20 protein-coding genes and 1 other annotated feature are annotated in these 25,262 nt (G+C 46.8%); of the genes, 14 read left to right on the forward strand and 6 right to left on the reverse strand.

All coding sequences use genetic code 11. The annotated features are described in order from the left end of the window. Positions 1 to 24: 24 nt before the first annotated feature. Positions 25 to 249 carry a hypothetical protein gene (locus tag HNQ56_RS11495; RefSeq protein ID WP_429145974.1) on the reverse strand — a complete coding sequence of 75 codons (225 nt, stop codon included), beginning with the start codon at positions 247 to 249 and terminating at the stop codon, positions 25 to 27. Positions 250 to 384: 135 nt separating this feature from the next. Beyond that, positions 385 to 714, reverse strand: coding sequence for a helix-turn-helix domain-containing protein (locus HNQ56_RS11500; protein ID WP_429145977.1), 330 nt, complete (start codon positions 712 to 714; stop codon positions 385 to 387). A gap of 364 nt (positions 715 to 1,078) precedes the next feature. On the opposite strand from HNQ56_RS11500, the gene HNQ56_RS11505 reads away from it, so the two are divergent. Genes HNQ56_RS11505 through HNQ56_RS11520 form a run of 4 tightly spaced genes read left to right on the forward strand, consistent with a single transcriptional unit; the run spans position 1,079 to position 6,449 of the window. Beyond that, a complete protein-coding gene (locus HNQ56_RS11505; protein ID WP_429145979.1) occupies positions 1,079 to 1,615 on the forward strand; it encodes a V4R domain-containing protein in 537 nt (178 codons plus the stop codon). A gap of 38 nt (positions 1,616 to 1,653) precedes the next feature. Further along, the gene (locus HNQ56_RS11510; protein WP_429145982.1) at positions 1,654 to 2,910 is read left to right on the forward strand and encodes a sensor domain-containing diguanylate cyclase; all 1,257 of its coding nucleotides are present in this window, start codon (positions 1,654 to 1,656) and stop codon (positions 2,908 to 2,910) included. A gap of 27 nt (positions 2,911 to 2,937) precedes the next feature. After that, the gene (locus HNQ56_RS11515; RefSeq protein ID WP_429145984.1) at positions 2,938 to 4,716 is read left to right on the forward strand and encodes a cache domain-containing sensor histidine kinase; all 1,779 of its coding nucleotides are present in this window, start codon (positions 2,938 to 2,940) and stop codon (positions 4,714 to 4,716) included. A 53-nt stretch (positions 4,717 to 4,769) separates the two neighbouring features. After that, complete coding sequence (locus HNQ56_RS11520; RefSeq protein WP_429145986.1) at positions 4,770 to 6,449, forward strand: extracellular solute-binding protein; 1,680 nt, start codon at positions 4,770 to 4,772, stop codon at positions 6,447 to 6,449. Between the two features lie 43 nt (positions 6,450 to 6,492). On the opposite strand, the gene HNQ56_RS11525 is transcribed toward HNQ56_RS11520, so the two are convergent. Continuing rightward, positions 6,493 to 7,677: an MFS transporter gene (locus tag HNQ56_RS11525; protein ID WP_429146437.1), complete on the reverse strand. Its 1,185-nt coding sequence runs from the start codon at positions 7,675 to 7,677 to the stop codon at positions 6,493 to 6,495. A gap of 225 nt (positions 7,678 to 7,902) precedes the next feature. Between HNQ56_RS11525 and HNQ56_RS11530 the strand changes: the two genes are divergently transcribed. After that, positions 7,903 to 10,263: a YcdB/YcdC domain-containing protein gene (locus tag HNQ56_RS11530; protein WP_429145989.1), complete on the forward strand. Its 2,361-nt coding sequence runs from the start codon at positions 7,903 to 7,905 to the stop codon at positions 10,261 to 10,263. 184 nt (positions 10,264 to 10,447) lie between these two features. After that, positions 10,448 to 10,591, forward strand: a sequence feature (16S ribosomal RNA rRNA prediction is too short). 95 nt (positions 10,592 to 10,686) lie between these two features. Further along, positions 10,687 to 11,004: an RNHCP domain-containing protein gene (locus HNQ56_RS11535; RefSeq protein WP_429145992.1), complete on the forward strand. Its 318-nt coding sequence runs from the start codon at positions 10,687 to 10,689 to the stop codon at positions 11,002 to 11,004. 53 nt (positions 11,005 to 11,057) lie between these two features. Here HNQ56_RS11535 and HNQ56_RS11540 read toward each other — a convergent pair whose 3' ends face one another. From HNQ56_RS11540 to rpsT, 3 genes are all read right to left on the reverse strand, one after another. Continuing rightward, on the reverse strand, positions 11,058 to 12,011 hold the full coding sequence (locus HNQ56_RS11540; RefSeq protein WP_429146439.1) for a MerR family transcriptional regulator: 954 nt from the start codon (positions 12,009 to 12,011) through the stop codon (positions 11,058 to 11,060). Positions 12,012 to 12,141: 130 nt separating this feature from the next. Continuing rightward, complete coding sequence (locus HNQ56_RS11545; RefSeq protein WP_429145993.1) at positions 12,142 to 12,696, reverse strand: hypothetical protein; 555 nt, start codon at positions 12,694 to 12,696, stop codon at positions 12,142 to 12,144. 201 nt (positions 12,697 to 12,897) lie between these two features. Then, on the reverse strand, positions 12,898 to 13,161 hold the full coding sequence (gene rpsT, locus HNQ56_RS11550; protein WP_429145996.1) for a 30S ribosomal protein S20: 264 nt from the start codon (positions 13,159 to 13,161) through the stop codon (positions 12,898 to 12,900). 582 nt (positions 13,162 to 13,743) lie between these two features. On the opposite strand from rpsT, the gene gpr reads away from it, so the two are divergent. The 8 genes from gpr to dnaJ all read left to right on the forward strand — a co-directional run bounded on the left by gpr (position 13,744) and on the right by dnaJ (position 25,201). Next, entirely contained in the window at positions 13,744 to 14,625 is an 882-nt protein-coding gene (gene gpr / locus HNQ56_RS11555; RefSeq protein ID WP_429146442.1) for a GPR endopeptidase, read from the forward strand. A gap of 283 nt (positions 14,626 to 14,908) precedes the next feature. Then, complete coding sequence (locus HNQ56_RS11560) at positions 14,909 to 16,396, forward strand: stage II sporulation protein P (protein ID WP_429145998.1); 1,488 nt, start codon at positions 14,909 to 14,911, stop codon at positions 16,394 to 16,396. Between the two features lie 216 nt (positions 16,397 to 16,612). Beyond that, positions 16,613 to 18,424, forward strand: coding sequence for a translation elongation factor 4 (lepA, locus tag HNQ56_RS11565; RefSeq protein ID WP_429146001.1), 1,812 nt, complete (start codon positions 16,613 to 16,615; stop codon positions 18,422 to 18,424). 227 nt (positions 18,425 to 18,651) lie between these two features. Continuing rightward, positions 18,652 to 19,923 (forward strand): radical SAM family heme chaperone HemW, encoded by a 1,272-nt coding sequence (hemW, locus tag HNQ56_RS11570; RefSeq protein WP_429146003.1) that lies wholly within the window; start codon positions 18,652 to 18,654, stop codon positions 19,921 to 19,923. Positions 19,924 to 20,125: 202 nt separating this feature from the next. Next, the gene (gene hrcA, locus HNQ56_RS11575; RefSeq protein ID WP_429146005.1) at positions 20,126 to 21,157 is read left to right on the forward strand and encodes a heat-inducible transcriptional repressor HrcA; all 1,032 of its coding nucleotides are present in this window, start codon (positions 20,126 to 20,128) and stop codon (positions 21,155 to 21,157) included. A gap of 48 nt (positions 21,158 to 21,205) precedes the next feature. Next, positions 21,206 to 21,904 (forward strand): nucleotide exchange factor GrpE, encoded by a 699-nt coding sequence (grpE, locus tag HNQ56_RS11580; RefSeq protein WP_429146008.1) that lies wholly within the window; start codon positions 21,206 to 21,208, stop codon positions 21,902 to 21,904. A gap of 138 nt (positions 21,905 to 22,042) precedes the next feature. Continuing rightward, entirely contained in the window at positions 22,043 to 23,920 is a 1,878-nt protein-coding gene (gene dnaK, locus HNQ56_RS11585) for a molecular chaperone DnaK (RefSeq protein WP_429146011.1), read from the forward strand. A gap of 138 nt (positions 23,921 to 24,058) precedes the next feature. Continuing rightward, on the forward strand, positions 24,059 to 25,201 hold the full coding sequence (gene dnaJ / locus HNQ56_RS11590) for a molecular chaperone DnaJ (protein ID WP_429146014.1): 1,143 nt from the start codon (positions 24,059 to 24,061) through the stop codon (positions 25,199 to 25,201). The last annotated feature ends 61 nt before the right edge of the window (positions 25,202 to 25,262 follow it).

A 25,262-nucleotide genomic window follows, 5' to 3' on the forward strand; every position in this document is an offset into this window, starting at 1 on the left:
GTCTTTCTCTGCTCTAATATGGAATTAATACCTGTTTTCTTTTTTTATTGCAAGCTGTTCCCTATGTTTTAAATATTCCTGCTCCAACCGTTTCCACTCGCTGTCAGCCGCTTCAAATTTAGCGAGAGCCGTTTTCATCTGAGGAGAATCATAGGGCATCCTTTCCTCTACCAGCTGCCGCAGCTGTTCTCTGTGGTTTTCTACGGTTAGTCCCAATAAATAGAGCTTTCCGGCTTGTTTAATTAACATTGATTTTTCTTTTTCTGTCATTCTCTCTAATCCTTCCTTTTGTAACATTACAATTACCTAAGTATCATTATAGGATACAAAAAGAGAAAAGCAAGACAAAAAATAAGAAAATTCACCTGTTTTTGTTATTCTTTGTTATTCTTTCGTGGTGTGCCGGATCATTACCTCCACCATCTCATTGATCATTTCCACCTGCTCCGGCGACAGATGCTTCAGCTGCTTGCCCAGCTGCTTTACATTGTCCGGTATGACCGGATGATTCAGAAGCTCACCCAGCAGATAGTCTGCCGAGGTTCCTAGCACATTGCATATCTTCACAAAAAGAGTAAAACTGGGCAGACTACCTCCGCTTTCAATTCTGCGGATATGCACTGCATTTACTCCGCACAATTCCGATAGCTGCTCAGAGGTCATGCCTTTACTCTTGCGTAACTGATTTATTCTTTTGCCTAATCCTTGCCGCATTCGATTTCACCTCGATTTTGTAGCCTGTGACGTTTGTTTGTATGTTATAAGTTTACAAAATTAACCTTACTTACAATAGCTTTTGAAATGCTACATAAAAACATACTATGATACACTTTGTATTATTTCCATGTTTCATTAAAAAGATTCGGTTTTATTCCTCAGAAATTGTAGAAATTAATCGGATTATGAGATATAATCACAGGAAAGGGAAAAGCAGAATAAATTTTGCAGTTCCCCCCTATGAAAGTACCCGAATATCCACTATAATAACTTGTATAAAACCTATCGACTATAAACTGTATGGATTGAACGCCGGCAAGCTGACTTGTAACAATTTTAACGAATAAAGGGGCAAGTGTATATGGAAAATGTATTTTTGGCAGGAAAAAAACATAGCGTGTTCTCCTGGGAAAACATTGGTGACATTAAGGCAGGCCGTGAGGATTTAGGCGAGGATATGCCGGTCTTGGTATACCGCCTCATGCAATACACCATGCTGGATGTTCTAAGCAGGGAGATGGGGGAGGATACGGCCAATGAATATTTTCGCAAAGCAGGATTTTTAGCCGGGAGTGAGTTCGCTAAGAATGTTCTGGATTTAAAAGTGGATTTCAGCGCTTTTATTGCTAATCTGCAGACCTCTCTGCGGGATTTAAAGATCGGTATTTTGCGCATGGAGCATTTTGACATTGCCAGCGGCGATGCCACGCTCACGGTGGAGCAGGATCTGGATTGCAGCGGATTGCCGATAAGCGACGAAACGGTGTGCTATTATGACGAGGGCTTTATCTCCGGTATCCTTGAGGCATATACCGGCAGAAAGTATGAGGTCCGGGAAGTGGATTGCTGGGCATCCGGCAACAGAACCTGCCGATTTGAAGCTAAAGTCACTGATTAGGTGTACGCTTCCGGAAGAAAGAAAGGAGGGGCAGCCTTATGAATCCCAATGCACAGCTGTTATTTAACTATCTGAGGGATATAATCTATCATCCGTCCCAGGCCAGTCTGGATTTGGAGAAGCTGTCCGAGGACTTCCGGGAGCTTGGGAGCGGTATGACATTTCTGGCAAAATGCATTCAGGAGAATGCAACGCTGGCCAGAGCCCTTTCCAGGGGGAATCTTGATACCTGGCTTCCTCCTCAGGAAAATGAGATAGCGGCACCGCTGAAGGATCTGCACGCAAAGCTGAAGCATATAGCCTGGCAGGCACAGCAGGTAGCCCAGGGAGACTATCAGCACCGCATTGATTTTATGGGAGATTTTTCCGATGCCTTTAACCAGATGACGGAACATCTGGAGTATCAGCGTGCGGCACTTCTGGAGGAAATTGAAAAGGGACGGCGTAAAGCCAGGGCGTTAGAACAGAGCAACAGTCTGCTGGAGGTTATTACCGATAAGATTTCCCAGTGGATCATTGTGATGAATGGAACAACTTTTGAATGGCTGTTTTTTAATCAATGTGCCGGACAGGTTCTCAAGGATTCCGAATTTGAACCGGAGCTTCACCTTTGGATGAAGCAGCAGGCGGAGGCCTTGAGGGAGAATGGCCGACAGCCCTTTACGGCGGAGCTGAAATTACAGGGGAATGGCAGCTTTCAGTATTTTGCGGCGGAAATACATCCTATCAGCTGGCGGGGGCGCTGCGCGGTTGCATTTATGTTCACGGATGTAAGCACGGAGAAGGAGTATCTGGCTGATTTGCATGACATCGCTTATACGGACCGTCTGACCCGCCTGTATAACCGCCACTACGGTATGCAGGAACTGAATGAGTGGGTTGCGGAGCACAGGGCATTTGTTCTTTGCTTTGTGGATATTGACAATTTGAAATATGTAAATGACAGCTTCGGACATTCCGAGGGCGATAATTATATTGTGGCAGTGGCGGAGGCTCTGCGAAGCTTTTCCTCCGACGCGGTTCTGTGCCGGCTGGGCGGAGATGAATTCATGGTTCTGGCTCAAGGCTGGAAAGAAGGGAAAGCAAAGGAAAAGATGGAAGCGTTGAGAACTGCCCTGATTGGCTCCAGGCTGCTGGAGGGGAGCCATTACCACCGAGGCTTCAGCTATGGTTTGATTGAGATTAGCCAGGACAATGCTCTAACGGTCAATGATTTATTAAGCGTTGCAGATGGGAGAATGTACGAGTATAAGCACCGGAATAAAGTAAGAGCGAAGAAAAAGAGGGTGCCGTAAAACGGCAGGCCGGCATAGGGGACAGGTATGAAGGGTAAAGGATGGGTATGGATACAGAAGGAGCTTACCATAAGGAGAAAGATGTTTCTGATCTACATTATAGGCGGTTTCCTTCCGATGCTGTTTGTCAGCCTGTATCTGATTAATGGGACGAAGAACATTTTAATTCAGCAAAATAAGGATTCAGAGGTTTCAGAGCTTCAGCTGATAGGAGACGGAATTTATAAGAATGTCCGATCCATAGCGGAGGCTTCGAGGCGGCTGTATTTCCTTGAAATCATAGAAAAGCTGGGGACACATCAATACTACAGTTCGGAAGAGCTGGTCAACGATTACAATGAAATGAATAAGACTCTTCGAAATGTCTGCCTGCTGTACTATAACCAGGAGATTGAGAATGTCTGCTTCTATTTCAATAATCCTACCCTGTCCCGGAATCTAAGGGTAGCCATCATTGACGACGAGGTGAGGCAGCTGCCCTGGTTCCGGAAGACCTTGAGTGAGAACGGAAGATTAATCTGTGAATTTCACGGAGATTCCCTGAATTATAAGAAATACCTTTCCTTTTCCCGAATCATCCGGACCAAGGAGGGAGGCACGGTGGGGATTGCCGTCATCGCAATGAAGGAGGAACGAATTCTGTTTCCTTTGCGGGGGCATGATACGGAAACCGTGTTGGTATTAAATAATGATGAAGTGGTTTATAGTAATTCGGAAGGCACGGAGAAGGGCGAATTGCTGTCCCTGTTAAAAGAAATGCCGGAGAATGAAAAAAGCAGAAATGTGCTGTACAAGGGGGAGGATGCGGTGCTGACCGTGATCCCCGTGGTGTATACCGGTCTTGTGGATAAGCTTTCCGTGGTAAGCATCCGGCCCTATAAGGATATGTTGAAAAAGGCAAACCAGCAGAGCCAGCAAAGTATACTGATTATTATGGGGAGCTTCGTGTTCGCAATTTCGATTATCAGTATCTTTGCCTGGAATTTCAGCAGCAGAGTCAATAATTTCAAGATACAGATTCATAAAGCCTCCCGGGGACAGTTCGATATTGCGGAGAAGATCGGGGGAGAGGATGAGATAAGCTCCCTTTATGATGATCTGAGCCTGATGATTAATAATATAGAAGCTTTGATTAACCGGGTTTCGGAAGAGCAGATTCAGAAAGAGATACTGTACAGCAGGCAGAAGGAGATGGAATACAATATGCTTGCCAGCCAGATTAATCCGCATTTTCTGTACAACACCCTGGAGACAATCCGGATGAAGGCAAGAGTGAACGGAGAGTATGAGATCGAGGATATCACCAAGATGCTGGGCAAAATCATGCGCCATAATCTGCAGGTTAAGGATAAGCGGGTGACGCTGCGGCAGGAGCTGGCCATGGTAGAGGCGTATCTGAAGATACAGAAGTACCGGTTTGAGGACCGGGTTACCTATCATATCCAGGTGAATTGTGATGCGGAAGAGATTTATACCATTCCGCTGATCCTTCAGCCCATTGTGGAAAATGCCATGGTTCATGGAATCGAGACGAAGAAGGGAGCCGGGCATGTTGAAATTCTGGTGGACGAAGGGGAGGATACCGTCCGTATTCAGGTAATGGATAACGGGATCGGGTTTTCGGAAGAAAGACTGCAGGAGATGAGAGAGAGCATTCAGTCGGCTCCTGATAAGATGGGAAGTCATATCGGATTAAGAAATGTAAACCAGAGAGTAAAGCTGATGTATGGTGAGAAATATGGAATCACCATACAAAGCGAGCCCATGGTAAAAACAGTGGTACAGATCAGTATTCCGCGCAGGTAAGCAGCAAAGGGGGGCTTATGATACGGAGAATATTTAAGGGGAGGGTTATGTAAATGAAAAGAAGAAGGGGGACATGGCTGCTGCTGATGTGCATGCTGACGGTTATGCCGGCCGGATGCAGCATATCCGAAACAAAAAGCGGCTCTTCTGCGACAGAACCGGGAGCCGGGACATTGGAACCCATCACATTCACATTTTACAGTGCCGACGGAAGTAAAGAAGATCCCTGGATCGATCCTGTGGCACAGGAGATTACAAGGCGGACCGGAGTAACTTTGGAGCTGGATTTTCCTGTGGACGGCGATGATCAGAGAATCGCCCTCATGATCGCATCGGAGGAATATCCGGATCTGATTTTTGCAAAGGGGGATTCGGACGCCCTGGTCTATGCGGGAGCTTTAATTGATATGTCAGACCTGATCGATCAGTATGGGCCGAATATCAAAGCCTTGTACGGGGAGGAGTATAACAAGCTACGTTATACGAAGGAAGATCCCGGTATCTATCAGCTGTCCAGCAATCGTGTCGGAGGAACCTATTACAGTTCCAGCGGAACCGCGCAGCTGCAGTTTGCAGTGCTGGAGGCCAATAACTGGGAGATTCCCAGAACCTTAGAGCGGTATGGGGAGATGATCAAGGATTATAGGGAAGCCAATCCCCGGATTGACGGTCTCGAAACCATTGGTATCAGCTTATCCTGTTCCGACTGGCATTGGTATATTACCCTGTCAAATCCCTCCGGATTCATTGCCAACGCTTCACCGGATAACGGACAGTGGATTATAGATGACAAAAACAATTTCAAGGCGACTTACAAACATGCCGCGGAAGGTCAGAAGGAATATTATCAGTGGCTGAACCGGATGTATCTGGAAGGGGTTCTGGATAAGGATTTTGCCACACAGACACATGACGATTATATAGCCAAGATTTCCTCCGGACGCGTTTTGGGACTGATGGATGCCGATTGGGATTATGCGGAGGCCGAGACGGCATTGAGAGCCGCCGGAAAATCAGAGAGAAATTATGCGGGGCTTCCTGTAACCATGAGGGAAGATCAGAAGGCAGCCTCATTAATGAACCAGGGCCTTACCGTCGGCTGGGGAGTCGGCATTACAAAGGCCTGCAAGGATCCCGTCAGAGCGGTTAAGTTCCTGGACTGGCTCTGTACCGATGAAGCGCAGGTGCTGATTCACTGGGGGCTGAAGGATGTAAATTATTTTATTGATGAGAACGGACACAGATACAGAACGGAAGATGAGATCAGAAGATCCCGGGAAGAGGTGGATTACAAGGATAAAACCGGTATCGGACTTCATAACTATCCTTGGCCGTGCTATGGGGATGGTGTGGTGGATTCTACCGGGTCAACCTATACCACAACCTCAAAGGATTCCGTCATTATGAATTATACGGACATCCAGAACAAAGCAAGGAAAGCGTGGGGCGTTGATCTGCTGATTGATATCTTCCCTCAGCCCGATGAATTTGATATTCCTCCCTATGCACCGATTTATCGACAGAATGTACCGGATGAATTCAGCAGCCATGTTACAAGGCTGGATGAAATTGCCTGGCCGGGACTGATCGCCTGCGTTATGTCTAAGGAAGGCGAATTTGATGCCAATTGGGATAAGATGCAGAATGATTTTAAAGCGGCAGGAATTGATACGGCGAATGAGATGCTGACCAGGCTGATTCAGGAGCAGGTGGCATTCTGGTCAGGAGATTAACTGTAAAACCATGAGGAAATAAGAGCTCATCCTTCCTATCTATTTATGCTCTTAGTTTTTTATTTCCGTAGATCGCAATCAGCATTAATACGGGAAAGAGAATTGCCGCCAGAATCCCCAGCCTCAGATTATCACCGAAACGGCTGGAAACCAATCCTACCAGGGTAGGACCGCTGGAGCAGCCAAGATCGCCTGCCAGCGCCAGCAGTGCAAACATTGCGGTACCGCCTCGTTTAATGGAAGCGGAGGCCTGGCTGAAGGTACCCGGCCACAAAATACCTACAGATAGTCCGCACAGTGCACATCCCAATAACCCCAGGGCGGGAATGGGAATCAGGGAGATTCCCAGGTAGGAGAAGATGCATAAGAATACACTGTAGGTCATAAAACGGTCCAGATTAATTTTATCACCATATTTCCCATAGAATACCCGGGATAGTCCCATGAAGACCGCAAAGGCCATGGGACCGGCCAGATCGCCAACCGTCTTGCTCACTCCCAGACCTTTCTCTGCAAAGGTGGAGGCCCACTGACTGACCGCCAGCTCACTGGCACCGGCACATACCATCATCAGAATCAGCACCCAGAAGGTTTTAATTGAAAAAAGCTCCTTCAGTGTCAGTCCGGTCTCGCCGTCCTTGATCAGGGAAGCGATGGGAACCTTTGCGAAGAGGATGGCATTCATCAGTGGAATAATGGCCCAGATTACCGCCAGCATCCGCCAGCTGGATATCCCGAAGATACGGAAAAACAGGGTGGAGATCAGGACGACTCCCACATGGCCCCAGCAGTAGAAGGAGTGTAACAAGCTCATTGCTTTTTCCTTATTGTCCGTAGGGCAGGCTTCCAGGATGGGGCTTACCAGAACCTCCAGCAATCCTCCGCCTGTGGCATAGATCACTACCGAAATCAATATGCCGGCAAAGGGATCGGCGAAGAGATCTGGCAGCACGGCCAGGGATGCCAGCCCGACCGCCGGGAAGATATGTGCGATCAGCATGGAGATGCGATAGCCGATCTTGTCTACAAAGGATATGGCCAGTAAATCCACGGTTAACTGTATTCCGAAGTTGATTGTAACCAGCATTGTGATTTTTGACAGGGGAATGTGATAGGTCTGCTGAAAGGTGAGAAAAAGCAGCGGGACAAAATTATTGATAATTGCCTGTACGATATAGCCAATAAAGCAGGCATAGACTGTTTTCTGATATTTATTTTTCTTATTCATCATATGAATGGACTCCTCTTATTTTCCGGTGTTTTTTCTAGTGAGTATCAAGACGGCAATAATTAGAGAGTATAGCAAACTAACCCCGATACTGCAAGGGTAAAAAACCATAAGTGAAAAATTTTTATGTGATATACAAAAACATGCAACCCTGGCATTTTTTTCATCGTCTAATTGAGGAAAGGATGAATTCTGAAATCTATTTTAATGAAAGGAAGGGGTATTATGAAGAAAATGATTGCACTAATGGTAAGCGGTGTTGTTCTGGTATCTTCTTTGCCGATGCCCAGAGCGCTGGCCATGGCTGAGACTGCCGGGAAGGCAGGGATTGCAGCGGAAATAGCAGAAGAGGACGCGGTTGCGGATATCATCGCAGCTGCAGGAGAAGATAAAGCACCCGTAGTAACTGTATCAGAGGAAAAGAGGAATCTGATTGCGGCTTCCACCCCAGGGGGAAGTTCAGAGCAGCCCACCCAGGCGGCTCTTGAGGCGGCGATTAAGATGGTTAAGTCCAAGATTATGATTCCGGCAGAATATTCGGAATTTGATTACTATTTTAATGATTTCGGCTCCTACTCCGGTGCATACTGGAACATGAACTGGAGAACCAAGGACGGGAATGCACGGATTAGCGTCAGCTGTGATAAGGATTTCCATATCATAGATTACTACAAGTCCGATTATTCCAACCGGGAGACCGGGGTATCCAAGTATTTGAGGAAGGAGCTTAAGAAAACGGCTGAGGATTTCATTACCAAAACCGTTCCGGATACCTTTGGAAAGCTGAATTACATCAGCGTGGATTTCGACGGTGTGTACAACGGAAACTATGGATACCATTTCCAGAGAGTGGAGAAGGGCATCCCCTTCCCTGAGAATTATGTCAATGTGTCGGTGAACAGCATCACGGGAGAGGTTACCGCCCTTACGGTCAACTGGCTGTATGATGCCAAGATACCGTCATCAGCGACGAAGCTGTCCCTGGAGGATGCCTCTAAAAAGATCAAAGAAAGTATGCAGATGAAGCTGGAATACCGTTCAGGCTATGGATACATTCCCATATATGAAGACATAGCACGGACGGCGAAGAAGGCGTTTCTGGTATATGAGCCGACGCTGCCCTATATCTCCGTTGATGCGGTCACCGGAGAGGTATATCTGAACAAGGCGGAATGGAGGGATACCGGAGCAAAGGACAACTTTGCGGCGATGGAAACGGAGAGCGCGAAAATGGCAATGGGCGGAGACATGTCTCTTCAGCTGACCACAGAGGAGCTGGCCCGGATCGAGGAATTGGGAAAGGTCATTACCAAGGAAAAAGCCATCGAAGCGGTAACCAGTAATTCTGCTCTGTATCTGGATAAAAATCTCGTTCTGCAGTCGGCAACCCTGAACAAGCAGACGGACAGCAGCGGAAAAGCCTCCTATGTCTGGAATATCAGTCTGAATGATCCGAGAGAGATCAATTATGAGAAGGATGCAAGCTATTACCGGGCCTATGCCTATGCTACGGTAGACGGCGTAACCGGTAAGATTTTAAGCTTCCATGCTTCTGTAAAGAGCTATTATGACGAAGTGAAGCACCAGTGGACCGAAGTGAAGGTTCCCCATGATATAGAAAAAGCCAGAGCAGTTCTGGAGAAGTTTATGAAGGCGCAGGCAAAGGACCGTTTCAGTAAATCGGTTCTGTCGGAGGCCAGTAATGATTATGTCGTCTATTATAAGAATAACCAGAGCGTATACGGAGGCTATTCCTATCTCTATAACCGGACTAATGAAGGAGTAGAGTATCCCAACAACCGGCTTTACGGTTCCGTGGACGGCGTGACAGGCAAGATTTATTCCTTTGGCTCCTACTGGGATGACAGCGTTAGCTTTGAGTCCACCAAGGGCGCTATGGATGCTGCCAAGGCTATGGATGCCTATCTGGCGAAGGAAGGCTACGGGCTGAAATATGAGATTAACCAGATCGGGGAATATGATTCAAAAAGTAGCAGTCCTGCTTCCATAAAATATGAAGTACGTCTTGTATACCGTCCGGATGTCAACCCCTCCGCAATCTCTCCCTTTACCGGAGAGCAGCTGGATTATGACGGCAAGGCGTATCAGGCGGCGAAGTCCTATACCTATGAAGATGTTACGGATGAGAAGCTTTACCGCAATATCCTGCTTCTTGCAGATATGAACATCGGCTTTGACGGCGGCAAATTCCTGCCGGAGCAGGCGATTACGGCAGGCGAGCTGAATGAGCTGATGGATAAGATCGGATACGGTTATTATACCGATACCGCCCAGGCAGGCCAGAAGGATACCAGGCTGATTACGAGGGAAGAAGCGGCTCAGATCTTTATTTCCAAGCTTGGCTTAGATAAGCTGGCACAGCTGAAGGGTATCTATAAAACTGACTTTACCGATGAAGCTTCCATTGATACCAAGTATCTGGGTGCAGTTGCCCTGGCCAAGGGTCTGGGACTGGTGAAGGCGGATAATGAGCAGAGGTTTAATCCGAAGAGCAGTATCTCCCGCTACGATGCGGTGGAGCTGATTATGAATTATATCTCGGTACAGAGAAGCGGAGTATATTGATTTTGGGTATATTCGGTATGTTCTTGACAATGTATATTTTGACCTTATAATGAGAACTGCAACTTAAGATTTACTGAAGACCAAAGAGACAATATAAGGAGGAGAAATGAGAAGATTTTGCCTGTGTACTGTGCTCACATACTAACGGGGGATGAAGCCTGAGCCGGTGAGATTTAAGATACACCTACTGCTGGATGGTGGTTAGGACTGCCATACATTGACCGATACAATATAAAGTCGGTAACAGTTCGGATCAGGGGATGCGACAGGCCCTTGTGAAGCAGGAAGCAGAAGTATTCGCCGTTTCCAGAGAATGGCGGAGAATAGGTCAATGCTTTTATCAAGCCCGGAGGGATAAAATCCAAGAAAGAACAGAACCCCGCCCCTTAATATTTGAAAATTCAAATATTAGGAGGGCTCGGTGTGAGCAGAGAACAAGAAAATTGCGGATTTATCTGCGGACATTGCGGGAAGAAGGTCCTGCCGCTGTCCAACGGAAGTTATCGGAACCACTGTCCTTTCTGCCTGTATTCCTTGCATGTGGACGGAATTCCGGGTGACAGGAGCAGCGGCTGTAAGGGGCTGATGAAGCCCGTAGGAGTTGTTTATAACAGCAGGAAAGGATATCAGATCCTGCACCGATGCAATGTATGCGGCTTTGAACGGGTGAACAAAATTGCCGAGCATACGGTAATGCCCGATGATTTTGATGAAATCGTACGGTTGGGCAGGATAGGATAAGAATCAAAAAAGGGCTGCTTTCAAGGCAGCCCTTTTGTAAAACAGAATTACTTCTATTTTACACCTCTTAATTTTATAGGAGCATAAAGATTCATCTGATGGTAGCCAAGACCTTCTTTAATTTCATCGTCCACATAAATCATGTGTCCCATCAGCTCGCGATCACTGTCAATGATGAAATTTGTACCTTCAAGCCATTTCTCCATCTTGCTCCTCACCCTGTCGTGGCTTTCACCGTCCCCATCCACGCTGACCGCAACGGCATACAGCCCGCCGGTGTATTCGATAATTTTATATGGGTGGGTATCGGTTTCAGTGACTTCGTCTTTGATTGCCCAAATCCATTCTGCCTTTCCGTCTTTTCCATACAGGAAATCGGGAGAATCGAAAATAACAGGTTTAAATAAATGGTTGTGCGCTTCCTGCCACGGCCCGAAGCCTCCGCCAAACAGTTCGTCAAATGTCATAAGCCCTGAGGTCACTGCTCTGAACCTGTGTATTCTGACAATCATGATATCCGGTATCTTGTTGTCCAGTTTCTCCGTGACCTCCAGCAAACGCTTCACCGTTGAAGGATTGCCATTGTAATCCACATTTACAATTTGAGTTTCAATTTCTTTTGCCTTCTTATATAGAAAATTAATATCCGATTCCTTGCCAAAATCGGCTTGCTGGATTTGACGGATAAATTCTAGCACAATTTCTTTCAGTTCATGTAAAAGGGCGACTTCTTCATCAATATCATTAACCTTTTTCCCCAGAACCTCTAAAACAATCTCGGAACCGGATGTATGGAAGATACGTTGAATGTCCTTAATACTGATATTTAATTTACGCAGGATTAAAATTTGTTCCAATCGCTTTACGGAAGCTTCATCATACAACCGGTAAGCGTAATCCTTGCTGCGGGTGCTGGTTATCAGCCCCATATCCTCATAATAGCGGAGTGTGCGGGCGGATATATCGTACTTGACCGACACGTCTCTGATTTTTACCAACTCATTCATAAACAATCCTCCTGATCACTGATATACGTATACTATATACTGTTCCCCAACGGCAGAGTCAAGAGGGCTTTTATGTATTTATGAATTTATTATATGTCGAAGCTCTCCGCGCCCAAAGAAGCCGGTTATCTTATTCCGGCTGCGATTCTGCAGCAGTATTTTCCTCATCAGAAACAACGTGATAGAAGGTGGTCTCGTATTTTTCTATGGCTTTCTGCATCAAGTAATTCAAGTCTTCACATCCGGGCTCGCGGCTGTTCAAAGGCTTTCGTTCCCCATTGTCCTGTGCATTATGAATGGGAAGGGACTGCTTCATAGAGAGCTTACCGGAGAAAACATTGCCGTTTCCGATACGGATCAGATATTGGATATCCCTGTCTTCATATTTTTTGTGGCCGTCAATAGAGGATTGCAGGCCATTATCCTGATACTGGTCTAAATTGAAATCGACGAATGGATACTCCTCGCCGATGGCTTCCGGCCTGCTGCCAGTAAACAGTTTTTCCTGAATCCTGCGGCCGCTGTAGGACATATATTCGGATAGAAACTCTTCGAAGTTTCTTCCGGCATCCAGACTGAAATTAAGCTGGTCACCTGAGACATCAATATTGTCAAAGCGTTTCACCAGACGCTGGAGCAGGTTTCCCTGGCCATCTGCAATTTTTATGTCGATATCTATAATCATATGTCCACCCTGAAAATTTGTTAGTAAATAGTAATGTTACTACAAATATCGGCCAAAAGGGAGGATAAAGTAACTGCATTTTGATAAAAAGAATAGATCAGCCCGCGGCAGGAAAAGGGGCGCGGTGATCCTTCCTGACACAGGCTGACCTATTACAAAAAACAGGATATACATTATTGATAATGTACATCCTGCAAATTCTTATGCAATCGTATTGATAGCCTTGGATAAACGAGATACTTTTCTGGAAGCTGTGTTCTTGTGATATACACCCTTTGAACAAGCCTTATCGATCTCAGAAACTGCAGCAACCAGGTTCGTCTTTGCAAGATCCTTGTCACCGGCAGCAACAGCTGCATCTACCTTCTTGATCATCGTCTTAACCTTGGACTTAATTTGCCTGTTTCTAGCAGCCTTAGTCTCATTTACAAGAATTCTCTTCTTTGCAGATTTAATATTTGCCAATTCGTACACCTCCAATGATTAATATAATGGTCAACCGCAGTGCCAAGTACACCAAAGTGAGAGTGAGATGCAATCTTGGAGTTGGTTGCTCGAATAATTTGTTTCATTAAATCCGGACACGGACGTTCTAATGGAAACATACTATTACATAGTAGTCCATCGGGTTTATTCTGTCAATACATAATTTTTAAAATTTTGCAAAAAATAAAAAATGTGAATGTTAGCGAATGTAAGAAATCAGCCTGTGGCAGGGAGGAGGGCATGGTGCTCCCTCACATACAGGATGGAAGACATATGACTGGATTTGTATGTCACACCCGTACAAGCTTGTTCGTCTGTGCCATACAAATCCAATCACATCTCTTCCATATAGTGCATTACGGGAGCACCATGCCCTCCTCCCTGCCACAGGCTGATTTCTTACAGGTGTAGGTTACGGAGCAATAGGTTACGGAGCAAATAAGTTATGAAGCAAATAGGTTATGGAGCAAATAGAAATGCGGAATAAATAGAATACGAAATAAATAGGATGCGGAGGGAAAATAAGTGAGTTGTAAGGTTAGGACGGACTTGGCGCTGGAAATGCGGGAGAGCTTTCCGGAGGATGATGTTGAGATTAAAGGGGTTATTTTGACGGAGAATTATGACGAAGCCAATGATATAAGGGTATCCGTGGTAGAGATTAAGGATGAACGCGGAGCAAAGGCAATGGAGAAACCCATTGGGGTGTATATTACTATTGAGGCCCCTAAGATTAATAATACCTCGGAGGATTATTATCAACCGGCGGTGGAGGAGATTGCAAGGCAATTGAGAACCCTGTCCGGAGATTTGAAGCGGGAAGAGATTCTGGTGGTAGGCCTGGGGAACCGGGAGGTAACGCCGGATGCCCTGGGGCCGCAGGTGGTGGATAGCCTGTTTATTACCAGGCATCTGATCCGTGAGTACGGCAAGGAGTTCAAGGAGAGAAACCATCTGGGCAGTGTCAGTGCAATTTCACCGGGAGTGATGGCACAGACCGGAATGGAGACCTTGGAGATTATTAAGGGTATCGTTAAGGAGACTTCTCCGAAATTGCTGATTGTAATCGACGCGCTGGCCTCCCGGAGTGTCAGCCGGGTGAATACCACAGTCCAGCTGACGGACACAGGCATCAGTCCGGGCTCCGGTGTGGGGAATAACCGAAAGGCTCTGAATGAAGAGAGTCTAGGGACGAAGGTCATCGCCATAGGGGTTCCCACTGTTGTGGATGCAGCAACGATTGTGGCGGATACTTTGACAAAGTACATGGAGAAGAGCGGTTTTGATGAGCATGATATCAATCAGTTCATCAATGAAATCAGGGAGCAGCAGATTGAAAATATGTTTGTTACGCCAAAGAATGTCGATGAGGCGGTGAAACGGCTTAGTAATACGATCTCCGAGGCGATCAACTCCTGCTATGCGCAAGCGGAATGTGGGTAATAAGTAAGAGGTAATAAATCACATGTATGTGAATATAATAGAGCGTAGAGGAGTATAGTGTGAATTACTGTAAGGCGTAATTCACACTGCAAGCTTGCTTGCAAGTATACGAACGTAGCGAAGATCATGAACCTGGTTTTGGTTCATGATCTAATAGAGCGTAGAGGAGTATAGTGTGAATTACTGTAAGGCGCAATTCACACTGCAAGCTTGCTTGCAAGTATATGAACCAGGCAGGGAGCAGGCTTGCTTACAGGTTTTTAACAGGCAGGAGGCAGTTATAATGAAGCATCGTATCCGGTTTCTATTTCGTAGGAGGAAATACCCGCAGCGGTATCGTTTCAACATTTATTTCATTCTATGGACCATGATTGTGGCGGGATCAGTCTATCTTCTGATCCGGTTTGCCCTGGTTTCCTTTTCAGAAGAAATTGGTCAAGCTGAAGCAAGCTATTCCGATGCGATTCTTTATTATATCAGCAATAAGGCAATGGAGTCGGGGTCATCTCTTCTTGCATATACCATGGCAGAGGAAGGGGAAGAGGCCCCATTTCCATTGGGACTGATTGGCAATCCATTTAAATTGGCGAACTTTACTGAGGGCAGTTTGGAACGGTCCGTCAGCGCCAAGGAATATAATCTTTATGATCCTTATGCCAAAGCCTATGAGGATATGGCGTTGAAAAAAGACAATATCAGCGTCAATGACAGTATTGCCGGGGAAGAGGAAGCAGCAGAGGTCATGAAGTATGGCAGCTCCGCCGTTAGGGAAGCCGGTATTAGATTATATGAATTTAAGGAAGGGATTCTGAGTCAGGAGTATATTTTGACCAATGGAGTAATTTATAATGAGCGGGCCAGCCTTTATTTTAGCCAAGGGGCAGACATATTGGATTCTTCGGATGCTCAGTTAGAGAAAGTGGAAATGGTTTCGGTCTATGGGGATATCCCCGTGCTGGAGACGGATCATGAGGAAAGCATCAAGGTATCCAATCCCGGTAATCTGGGGGGATATACATTGGAGCAGATGAAAAATATAAATTTTCTGATTAACAATTATTATATTGTCGACGGAGCTACCAAGGTTACAGATGACATATTTGACGGAGAAGTGCTGATAAACAAGGACATGACCATAGAACAGCGTAAGGACGGACAGCCGCAGATATTGATCTATCATACCCATTCCCAGGAAGCTTATATAGACAGCAGAGAAGGGGTGCTGGAGGACGGCGTGGTAGGGGTTGGCAGTTATCTTGAGGATATCCTGACGGAACGTTATGGTTATCAGGTGCTTCATGACACCAGCACCTATGATATTGTTCATGGGAGACTGGATCGTAATATCGCCTATAATCAAGCCAGGGACGGAGTGTCAAAGATATTGGAGGAAAACCCCGGAATTGATGTGATTATTGATTTACATAGGGACGGCGGGGCGAGGAGATCCACCCTTCTGAACGGAGAGGAAACGGCTCAGATTATGCTGTTCAATGGACTAAGCAGGGACCAGAACGGCCCGATTGCCCATCTTGCCAATCCGAATCTTCAGGATAATCTTGCTTTCAGTCTTCAGCTTCAGCTGAAGGGGATAGAAAAATATCCCGGATTGTTCTATAAAAATTATCTTAAATGCTGGAGATATAATCTGCACCTCAGGCCAAGATGCATCCTGGTGGAGCTGGGTACCGATAAGAACAGCCTTCAATCAGCGATGAATGCGATGGAACCCTTTGCGGAGGTTCTCGACGCTGTCCTGCAGGGGAAATAAATAATATATATAATCGTTCCATCCTGTGCGTGAGGGAGTCATGCTCTCCTCCCTGCCACAGACGGAACGATTACAATAATATTTCAGATGCATATGTATCTTCTTGCAGTGAAAAAAACAGTATGATATAATGAAGCGAATGAGAAGATGCAGGTTGGTTCCTACAGGTATGGAATGTCTAATCTGCAGACATTGGATATTTACAGGAGGATGAGCATGTCTTTAGATCAAAGCAAGATAAGAAATTTTTGTATTATAGCTCATATAGATCACGGGAAATCAACGCTGGCAGACCGTATCATTGAGATGACCGGGCTGCTGACCAGCCGGGAGATGCAGGCGCAGATTCTGGATAATATGGATCTGGAACGGGAGAGGGGCATCACCATCAAGGCTCAGACGGTGCGTACGGTATATAAAGCGAAAAACGGTGAGGAATACATCTTCAACCTGATTGATACTCCGGGGCACGTGGATTTCAACTATGAGGTATCCAGAAGCCTGGCGGCCTGTGAGGGCGCGATTCTGGTAGTGGATGCCGCCCAGGGAATCGAAGCCCAGACGCTGGCGAATGTATATCTGGCACTGGATCATAATCTGGATATCATGCCGGTTATCAATAAGATTGATCTTCCCAGTGCGGATCCCCAGCGTGTTATTGCTGAAATCGAGGATGTAATCGGGCTGGAGGCCCAGGACGCGCCTCTGGTATCCGCCAAGACCGGTGTTAATATCGAACAGGTTCTGGAGCAGATCGTCGAGAAAATTCCGGCGCCCAAGGGGGATCCGGAGGCACCGCTTCAGGCCCTGATTTTTGACTCCATTTATGATCCCTATAAGGGGGTAATTGTGTTTTGCCGGATTAAAGAGGGCAGGGTTAGAAAGGGAACCCAGATAAGAATGATGGCCACCGGAGCAACCGCGGAGGTGGTAGAGCTGGGAATTTTCGGACCCGGACAATTCCTTCCGGCGGAGGAATTAAGCGCGGGCATGGTAGGTTACCTCATGGCCAGCTTAAAGAATGTGAAGGATACCCGTGTGGGAGATACGGTTACCGATCATATGAGGCCCTGTTCCCAGCCCCTGCCCGGCTATAAAAAGGTGCAGCCCATGGTGTTCTGCGGGATGTATCCGGCGGACGGCGCAAAGTATCCGGATCTGAGGGATGCGCTGGAGAAGCTTCAGCTGAATGATGCCGCCCTCCAATTTGAACCGGAGACCTCGGTAGCCCTGGGCTTTGGCTTCCGCTGCGGCTTCCTGGGCTTATTGCATCTGGAAATCATCCAGGAACGGCTGGAGAGGGAGTATAACCTGGATCTAGTTACGACCGCACCCAGTGTTATTTATAAGGTGTATAAGACCAATGGAGAGGCTTATGACATTACCAATCCCACCAATCTGCCGGATCCTGCGGAGATTGAATATCTGGAAGAACCCATGGTGTCGGCGGAGATTATGGTTACGACGGAGTTTGTGGGTTCCATCATGAGTCTGTGTCAGGAACGCCGGGGAGTATACCTGGGAATGGAATATATGGAGACAACAAGAGCTCTGTTAAAATATGAGCTTCCCTTGAACGAGATCATTTATGACTTCTTCGATGCGCTGAAATCCAGATCAAGGGGATATGCCTCCTTTGATTATGAGCTGAAGGGCTATGTGCGTTCCGAGCTGGTGAAGCTGGACATCCTTATTAATAAAGAAGAAGTAGATGCCCTGACCTTTATCGTTCATGCGGAGAGTGCCTATGAAAGAGGCAGAAGGATGTGCGAGAAGCTTAAGGAAGAGATACCCAGACAACAGTTTGAAATACCGATTCAGGCGGCAATCGGCAGCAAGGTCATTGCGAGAGAGACAGTAAAGGCGGTTCGCAAGGATGTACTGGCAAAATGTTATGGCGGTGATATTACAAGAAAGAAGAAGCTTCTGGAAAAGCAGAAGGAAGGTAAGAAACGAATGCGGCAGGTTGGTAATGTAGAGATTCCACAGAGAGCTTTTATGAGTGTTTTGAAGCTGGATGAGGATTAGGAATAAATCAGACAGAAGGATCAGAAGATTGTGCTGCAGTGCTGAAAACAGTATTGCAGCATTGATTTTGGATCCTTTTGTTGTAGTATAATGAGCTAAATGATATTGAAAATGATAATTTGAATATGGAATGAGGAGTAGAACAGAAGAAAAATGAAATAGAAGAATGAGATGAAAGAAGGGTAAGGAAGGATATAATATTAAGAAAAAAGCGAGGAGGGGAAGGGATGGAGTTTAAGAAGAGAACGGACGGTGAACCATTGGGTGGAGTCAGAAGCTTGAAAACAGAACATGAGCGGGAGAGGTTAGGCCTATATATTCATATTCCCTTCTGTGTGAGAAAATGTGATTATTGTGATTTCTTGTCGGCTCCGGCAACGGAGCAGCTTCAAAAGGCATATGCAGAAGCTCTTCTTGCGGAAATTGAGAGTTATGCAGGGAGGACCTCGGATTATCGTGTGGCGACTTTGTTTTTTGGGGGCGGGACTCCTTCCTGCATCGAAGGGGAAGCAATTAAGAGGATTATGGATCGGATAGCACGGGTGTTTGTACTTAGCTGCGATGACTTGGAGGCGACTATTGAGGTGAATCCCGGAACCATAACCAGGGAGAAGCTGCTGTACTACCGGGAAGCAGGGCTGAACCGGATCAGCCTTGGGCTCCAGTCGGCGGATGACCGGGAGTTGAAAAGATTGGGAAGGATTCATTCCTTCCAGGAATTTCTTGAAAATTACCGGTTAGCCAGGGAGCTTGGCTTTCATAATATTAATGTGGATCTTATGTCTGCCCTGCCGGGACAGACACAAGAATCTTGGGAGAGAACCCTGCGCACCGTGGCGGAGCTTGGGGCGGAGCATGTTTCGGCTTACAGCCTGATTATTGAGGAAGGAACTAAATTCTATGAACGTTACCGGCCCGGAGGACCCCAGGAAAAGGAGCTTCCGGATGAGGATACGGACCGGCGGATGTATTATAGGACGAAAGAGATACTGGAGGAATACGGATATCACAGATATGAGATCTCTAATTATGCAAAGGAGCAGTATGAGTGCAGGCATAACAATTCCTACTGGGAACGGACTTCGTATCTGGGACTCGGACTGGGAGCGGCATCCTTGATTGATAATATTCGATTTACAAATAAAAAGAAGCTTACTGAGTATATTGATTTGTGCGGAGCGTATGGCAGGAACAGGGAAAGAGCGGAAGGCGGGGAGCCTTTAAGCCGGGATTTGATTGGGATCAGGGAGGATATTGCCTCTCTTACCCGGGAGGAACAAATGGAGGAGTTTCTGTTTTTGGGATTGAGGAAATGCGAGGGCATCGGGTTAGCGGATTTTGAGCGGCAGTTTGGACAGGAGCTCTCCGAGGTCTATGGAGAGCAGTTAAAACAACTGGAGGGGAAGGAATTGATTGTAATCCGGGATGGCAGACTTCAGTTAACGGAGCTGGGGTTTGATCTCAGCAATTCGGTGCTGGCGGAGTTCCTGCTGGATTAAGGGCCGTGCTTTTTGTGATATTCTCACCATATTTTAATAATTAATTTTTAAAACTGCCTTGACAAAAGAAAATGTTAGTGCTATTTTATTTATAGATATTAGCACTCTATCGAGTTGAGTGCTAACAACAAAGATGGAAAGTGAATATACGTTGTGATGCAACGTATGGTACATGGGAATTTATAACGGATCGAGGTAGGTCATGCAGCAGTTGGATGAAAGAAAACGAAAGATATTGCAGGCTGTTATCCGTAATTATCTTGAGACTGGGGAGCCGGTGGGCTCCAGAACCATTTCCAAGTATACGGATCTCAATTTAAGTTCCGCAACCATACGCAACGAGATGTCAGACCTGGAGGAGATGGGATATATTATCCAGCCCCATACCTCCGCGGGACGTATTCCCTCAGATAAGGGCTATCGCTTATATGTGGACACCCTGCTGGAGGATAAGGTCAACGAGGTGGCGGATATGAGGGAGATGCTGATCCAGAAGGCGGACCGGTTGGAAAGCCTGCTGCAGCAGGTGGCGAAGCTTCTTGCGGTGAACACCCAGTATACCACCATGGTTTCCGCACCCCAGTATAAGAAGAAGGTTAAGTTCGTACAGCTCACGGAGATGGACGAGAAACAGCTGCTGGCGGTGATTGTATTTGAGAGGAATATTGTTAAGAATAAGATACTTCAAGTAACGTCATCCTTAAATAAGGAAACGATCTTAAAGCTTAACATTATCATCAATACATTTTTACAGGGCCTGGATCTGGGAGAAATCAATCTTCCGGTCATTTCCCAGATGAAGGAGCAGGCAGGCGAATACCGCAATCTGGTGAATGACATACTGGATGCCATCATGCAGGCGGTCAATGAAGAGGAGGATCTGGAGATCTACACCTCCGGAACCACCAATATACTCCGCTATCCCGAATTAAGTGATAAGGAGAAGGCAAGCGAGATACTCTATACCCTGGAAGAGAAGAAGGCCTTGACGGAGTTGATCCAGGATAAGATGGAGGATGAGGATAACCGGGGCATCCAGGTATACATCGGTGACGAGACACCGGTGGAGACCATGAAGGAATGCTCGGTAGTGACGGCTACCTACGAGATAGAAGAAGGGGTATACGGCAAGGTGGGAATTATCGGACCCAAGAGAATGGATTATCAGAAGGTAGTGAGCACATTGCAGTCACTGATGATGCAATTGGATGATATATTCAAGAAGAAAACATAGGACAAAAGAGTCTTGTAAAGGAAAGGTGGTATTCATCCCTTGGAAGATATGGATAAAGCAATAGAAATAATAAAAGCTGCCATGGAGAAGGAGAAGGAAATGAAGGAAAAATCAAATGACAGGACGGATCAGCAGACAGAGGATATTCCAGTGACCGAAGCCGGAGAGGGATCCGCACAAGAGCTGGAGAGCTGTCCGGAGACAGAGGCCGTTGATGAGACGGTGGAGGAGGAGACTCCCGCGGAGGCTGCAGAGAAGACTGAGAAATCCGGAAAGGGCTTTTTCAAAAACTCCAAATCAAAGGAATTAGCAGCCAAGGATCAGAAAATCGAGGAGCTTACGGACCGCTTAATGAGAACCATGGCGGAATTTGATAACTACCGCAAGCGCTCCGAGAAGGAAAAAACCATGATGTATGATATGGGCGTCAAGAGCTTTATTGAAAAGATGCTCCCCATCATAGATAATTTTGAGCGTGGCCTGGGTGCCATAACGGATAAGGAAAAGGAAGGTGCATTTGCACAGGGAATTGAATTGATTTACCGCCAGCTGCTGACAGCGCTGGAGGAAATCGGAGTAAAGCCCATTGATGCCGTAGGGAAGACCTTTGACCCTAATTTTCACAATGCGGTGATGCACGGTGAGGACGACAGCGTGGGAGAGAACATCGTAACAGATGAGTTCCAGAAGGGCTATATGTATAAGGATATCGTGGTACGTTACAGCATGGTGAAGGTTGTGAATTAGTGACAAACACAGAGGTTGTGATAAAGGCTGCGAGTTAGCAGCGGGCACAGGGCTTCGGAAAGAAGCCGGATATCGTAATACATCAGGTTCATGAAGTATCATCGTGACAATCTTAATAATATTCAGGAGGAAATGATTATGGGAAAAATAATAGGAATTGACTTAGGTACAACCAATTCATGCGTCGCCGTTATGGAAGGCGGAAAGCCGGTAGTAATTGCAAATACAGAAGGCGCAAGAACCACACCAAGCGTTGTGGCATTTACAAAGACAGGAGAGCGTCTCGTTGGTGAGCCTGCCAAGCGTCAGGCAGTGACCAATTCAGATAAAACAATCTCCTCTATTAAGAGACATATGGGCACGGATTTCCGTGTGAAAATTGATGACAAGAGATATTCCCCCCAGGAAATCTCCGCAATGATCCTTCAGAAGCTGAAGGCAGACGCCGAGGCTTATCTGGGTGAGAAGGTAACCGAGGCAGTTATTACGGTTCCCGCGTATTTCAACGATGCCCAGAGGCAGGCAACCAAGGATGCCGGTAAGATCGCCGGTCTTGATGTTAAGAGAATCATCAATGAGCCTACGGCGGCAGCTCTGGCCTATGGTCTTGATAATGAGCATGAGCAGAAGATCATGGTATACGATCTGGGCGGCGGTACCTTCGACGTATCCATCATCGACATCGGTGACGGTGTAATCGAGGTGCTTGCAACCTCCGGCGACAACAGGCTGGGCGGTGATGATTTTGATGAAAGAGTTACCAGATATATGATCGATGAGTTCAAGAAGTCCGACGGTGTTGACTTATCCACAGATAAGATGGCCCTGCAGAGATTGAGAGAAGCAGCAGAGAAGGCGAAGAAGGAATTATCTTCCGCCACCACCACGAACATTAACCTTCCTTTCATTACGGCAACCTCAGAGGGTCCGAAGCATTTTGACATGAACCTAACCCGTGCCAAATTTGATGAGCTGACTCATGATCTGGTAGAAAGAACCGTAGTTCCGGTTCAGAACGCACTTCGTGATGCAGGACTCAATGCTTCCGATATCAAGAAGGTACTGTTGGTAGGCGGTTCCACAAGAATGCCCTCTGTTCAGGAGAAAGTAAAGCAGCTGACCGGCCAGGAGCCTTCCAAGTCTCTGAACCCGGATGAATGTGTTGCCATTGGTGCTTCCATCCAGGGCGGCAAGCTGGCAGGCGATGCAGGCGCAGGAGATATCCTTCTCCTTGACGTAACCCCTCTGTCTCTTTCCATTGAGACTTTGGGCGGCGTAGCAACCAGATTAATTGAGAGAAATACCACAATTCCCACGAAGAAGAGCCAGGTATTCTCCACAGCAGCCGACAATCAGACTGCGGTAGATATCAATGTGGTACAGGGTGAGAGACAGTTTGCGAAGGACAACAAGAGTCTCGGACAATTCCGTCTGGATGGAATTCCGCCGGCAAGAAGAGGCGTTCCTCAGATCGAGGTTACCTTCGATATTGATGCCAACGGTATCGTAAATGTATCCGCCAAGGATCTGGGAACCGGAAGAGAGCAGCACATTACCATTACCGCAAGCTCCAACCTGTCGGATACCGATATCGATAAGGCGGTCAGAGAAGCTGCCGAATACGAGGCTCAGGATAAGCTGCGTAAGGAAGCGGTGGATGTAAGAAATGATGCTGACTCCATGGTATTCCAGACAGAGAAAGCCCTTGGAGAGGTTGGCGATAAGATTGATGCCGCAGCCAAGGAGACCGTAGAGGCTGATCTGGCAAGACTGAAGGAATTAATTGAGAAATCCAACCCTGAGGTTATGAGTGAGGGTGAAGTAGCCGATATTAAGGCTGCAAAGGATAAATTAATGGAAGATGCCCAGGCATTATTTGCAAAGCTTTATGAGCAGAGCGGTGCTGCCGGAGCAGGCGGCCCCGGCCCCGATATGTCAGGTGCTGAGTTCAACGGCGGACAGAGCGGCGGCAGCTATGGCGATGATGTTGTAGACGGGGATTACCGTGAAGTATAAAGTGTTATGAATGTAGTTTTATGGAGGAATGAAATCATTTCCGGGTTTCATTTCTCCATAGCAAGGGGCGGTCAGAACTGACTGCCTATTTGCAATTGTATGGAGGATAAAGCATAGCTATGAAAGGTGAAGAGGAAAATGGCAGATAAACGTGATTATTATGAGGTCTTAGGTGTCGGAAGGACGGCCACGGATGACGAGCTCAAAAAAGCATACAGACAGCTGGCGAAAAAGTATCATCCGGACACCAACCCCGGAGATAAGGCTGCGGAGGCAAAGTTTAAGGAGGCTTCGGAAGCTTATGCCGTATTAAGTGATGCGGATAAGCGCAGGCAGTATGACCAGTTCGGACATGCCGCCTTTGATGGAAGCGGAGGAGCCGGAGCAGGCGGCTTTGATTTCAGTTCTATGGATATGGGAGACATTTTTGGAGATATCTTCGGAGATCTCTTTGGTTCCCGTTCCCGCCGCGCTAACAATGGCCCGATGCAGGGGGCGAATCTGCGTACTTCTATCAGAATCACCTTTGAAGAAGCGGTGTTTGGAACGGAGAAAGAGCTGGAGTTGACCTTAAAGGATGACTGTCATACCTGTCACGGTACCGGAGCAAAGCCCGGAACCAATGCCGATACCTGCCCCAAGTGCGGCGGAAAGGGGCAGGTGGTCTATTCCCAGCAGTCTCTGTTCGGCATGGTGCGCAATGTTCAGACCTGCCCGGACTGTAAAGGTACCGGTAAGATCATAAAGGATAAATGTTCCGATTGTTACGGAACGGGTTACATCAGCAGCAAAAAGAAGATTAAGGTCAGTATTCCGGCGGGAATTGACAGCGGTCAAAGTGTCAGAATCCGCGGGAAGGGCGAGCCGGGAACCAACGGCGGGCCCAGAGGTGATCTGCTGGTAGAGATTGATGTGAGCAGGCATCCCATCTTCCAGAGACAGGATTACGATATCTTCTCCACGGCACCGATTTCCTACGCAACCGCAGTTCTGGGCGGTGATGTGAAGATTAATACGGTGGACGGGGATGTGATCTATAATGTGAAGCCCGGCACACAGACGGATACCAAGGTGCGGTTAAGGGAGAAGGGTGTGCCCAGCCTGAGAAACAAGGCAGTCCGCGGGGATCATTATGTTACCCTGGTAGTACAGGTTCCTACCAGCCTTAATTCGGAACAGAAGGAGCTTCTGAGGAAGTTCGATGAAGCTATGACAGGTAAGGCTGATCGCGGTGCAGAGGGAGCAGAACCCGAGAAAACAAAGAAAAAGTTCTGGAAGTAGTGTGAGAAGAGTTTCTGAACCTGTAAAATATACAGGCTGCGAATTCTAAGTTTCATATTAG

Source organism: Anaerotaenia torta (assembly GCF_050433395.1).
Lineage (GTDB): Bacteria > Bacillota > Clostridia > Lachnospirales > Lachnospiraceae > Mobilitalea > Mobilitalea torta.

Coding starts and splice junctions, on each gene's coding strand:
- HNQ56_RS11495 (WP_429145974.1), bottom strand. CDS start 249: ATGTTAATTAAACAAGCCGGAAAGCTCTATTTATTGGGACTAACCGTA.
- HNQ56_RS11500 (WP_429145977.1), bottom strand. CDS start 714: ATGCGGCAAGGATTAGGCAAAAGAATAAATCAGTTACGCAAGAGTAAA.
- HNQ56_RS11505 (WP_429145979.1), top strand. CDS start 1,079: ATGGAAAATGTATTTTTGGCAGGAAAAAAACATAGCGTGTTCTCCTGG.
- HNQ56_RS11510 (WP_429145982.1), top strand. CDS start 1,654: ATGAATCCCAATGCACAGCTGTTATTTAACTATCTGAGGGATATAATC.
- HNQ56_RS11515 (WP_429145984.1), top strand. CDS start 2,938: ATGAAGGGTAAAGGATGGGTATGGATACAGAAGGAGCTTACCATAAGG.
- HNQ56_RS11520 (WP_429145986.1), top strand. CDS start 4,770: ATGAAAAGAAGAAGGGGGACATGGCTGCTGCTGATGTGCATGCTGACG.
- HNQ56_RS11525 (WP_429146437.1), bottom strand. CDS start 7,677: ATGAATAAGAAAAATAAATATCAGAAAACAGTCTATGCCTGCTTTATT.
- HNQ56_RS11530 (WP_429145989.1), top strand. CDS start 7,903: ATGAAGAAAATGATTGCACTAATGGTAAGCGGTGTTGTTCTGGTATCT.
- HNQ56_RS11540 (WP_429146439.1), bottom strand. CDS start 12,011: ATGAATGAGTTGGTAAAAATCAGAGACGTGTCGGTCAAGTACGATATA.
- HNQ56_RS11545 (WP_429145993.1), bottom strand. CDS start 12,696: ATGATTATAGATATCGACATAAAAATTGCAGATGGCCAGGGAAACCTG.
- gpr (WP_429146442.1), top strand. CDS start 13,744: ATGCGGGAGAGCTTTCCGGAGGATGATGTTGAGATTAAAGGGGTTATT.
- HNQ56_RS11560 (WP_429145998.1), top strand. CDS start 14,909: ATGAAGCATCGTATCCGGTTTCTATTTCGTAGGAGGAAATACCCGCAG.
- lepA (WP_429146001.1), top strand. CDS start 16,613: ATGTCTTTAGATCAAAGCAAGATAAGAAATTTTTGTATTATAGCTCAT.
- hemW (WP_429146003.1), top strand. CDS start 18,652: ATGGAGTTTAAGAAGAGAACGGACGGTGAACCATTGGGTGGAGTCAGA.
- hrcA (WP_429146005.1), top strand. CDS start 20,126: ATGCAGCAGTTGGATGAAAGAAAACGAAAGATATTGCAGGCTGTTATC.
- grpE (WP_429146008.1), top strand. CDS start 21,206: ATGGATAAAGCAATAGAAATAATAAAAGCTGCCATGGAGAAGGAGAAG.
- dnaK (WP_429146011.1), top strand. CDS start 22,043: ATGGGAAAAATAATAGGAATTGACTTAGGTACAACCAATTCATGCGTC.
- dnaJ (WP_429146014.1), top strand. CDS start 24,059: ATGGCAGATAAACGTGATTATTATGAGGTCTTAGGTGTCGGAAGGACG.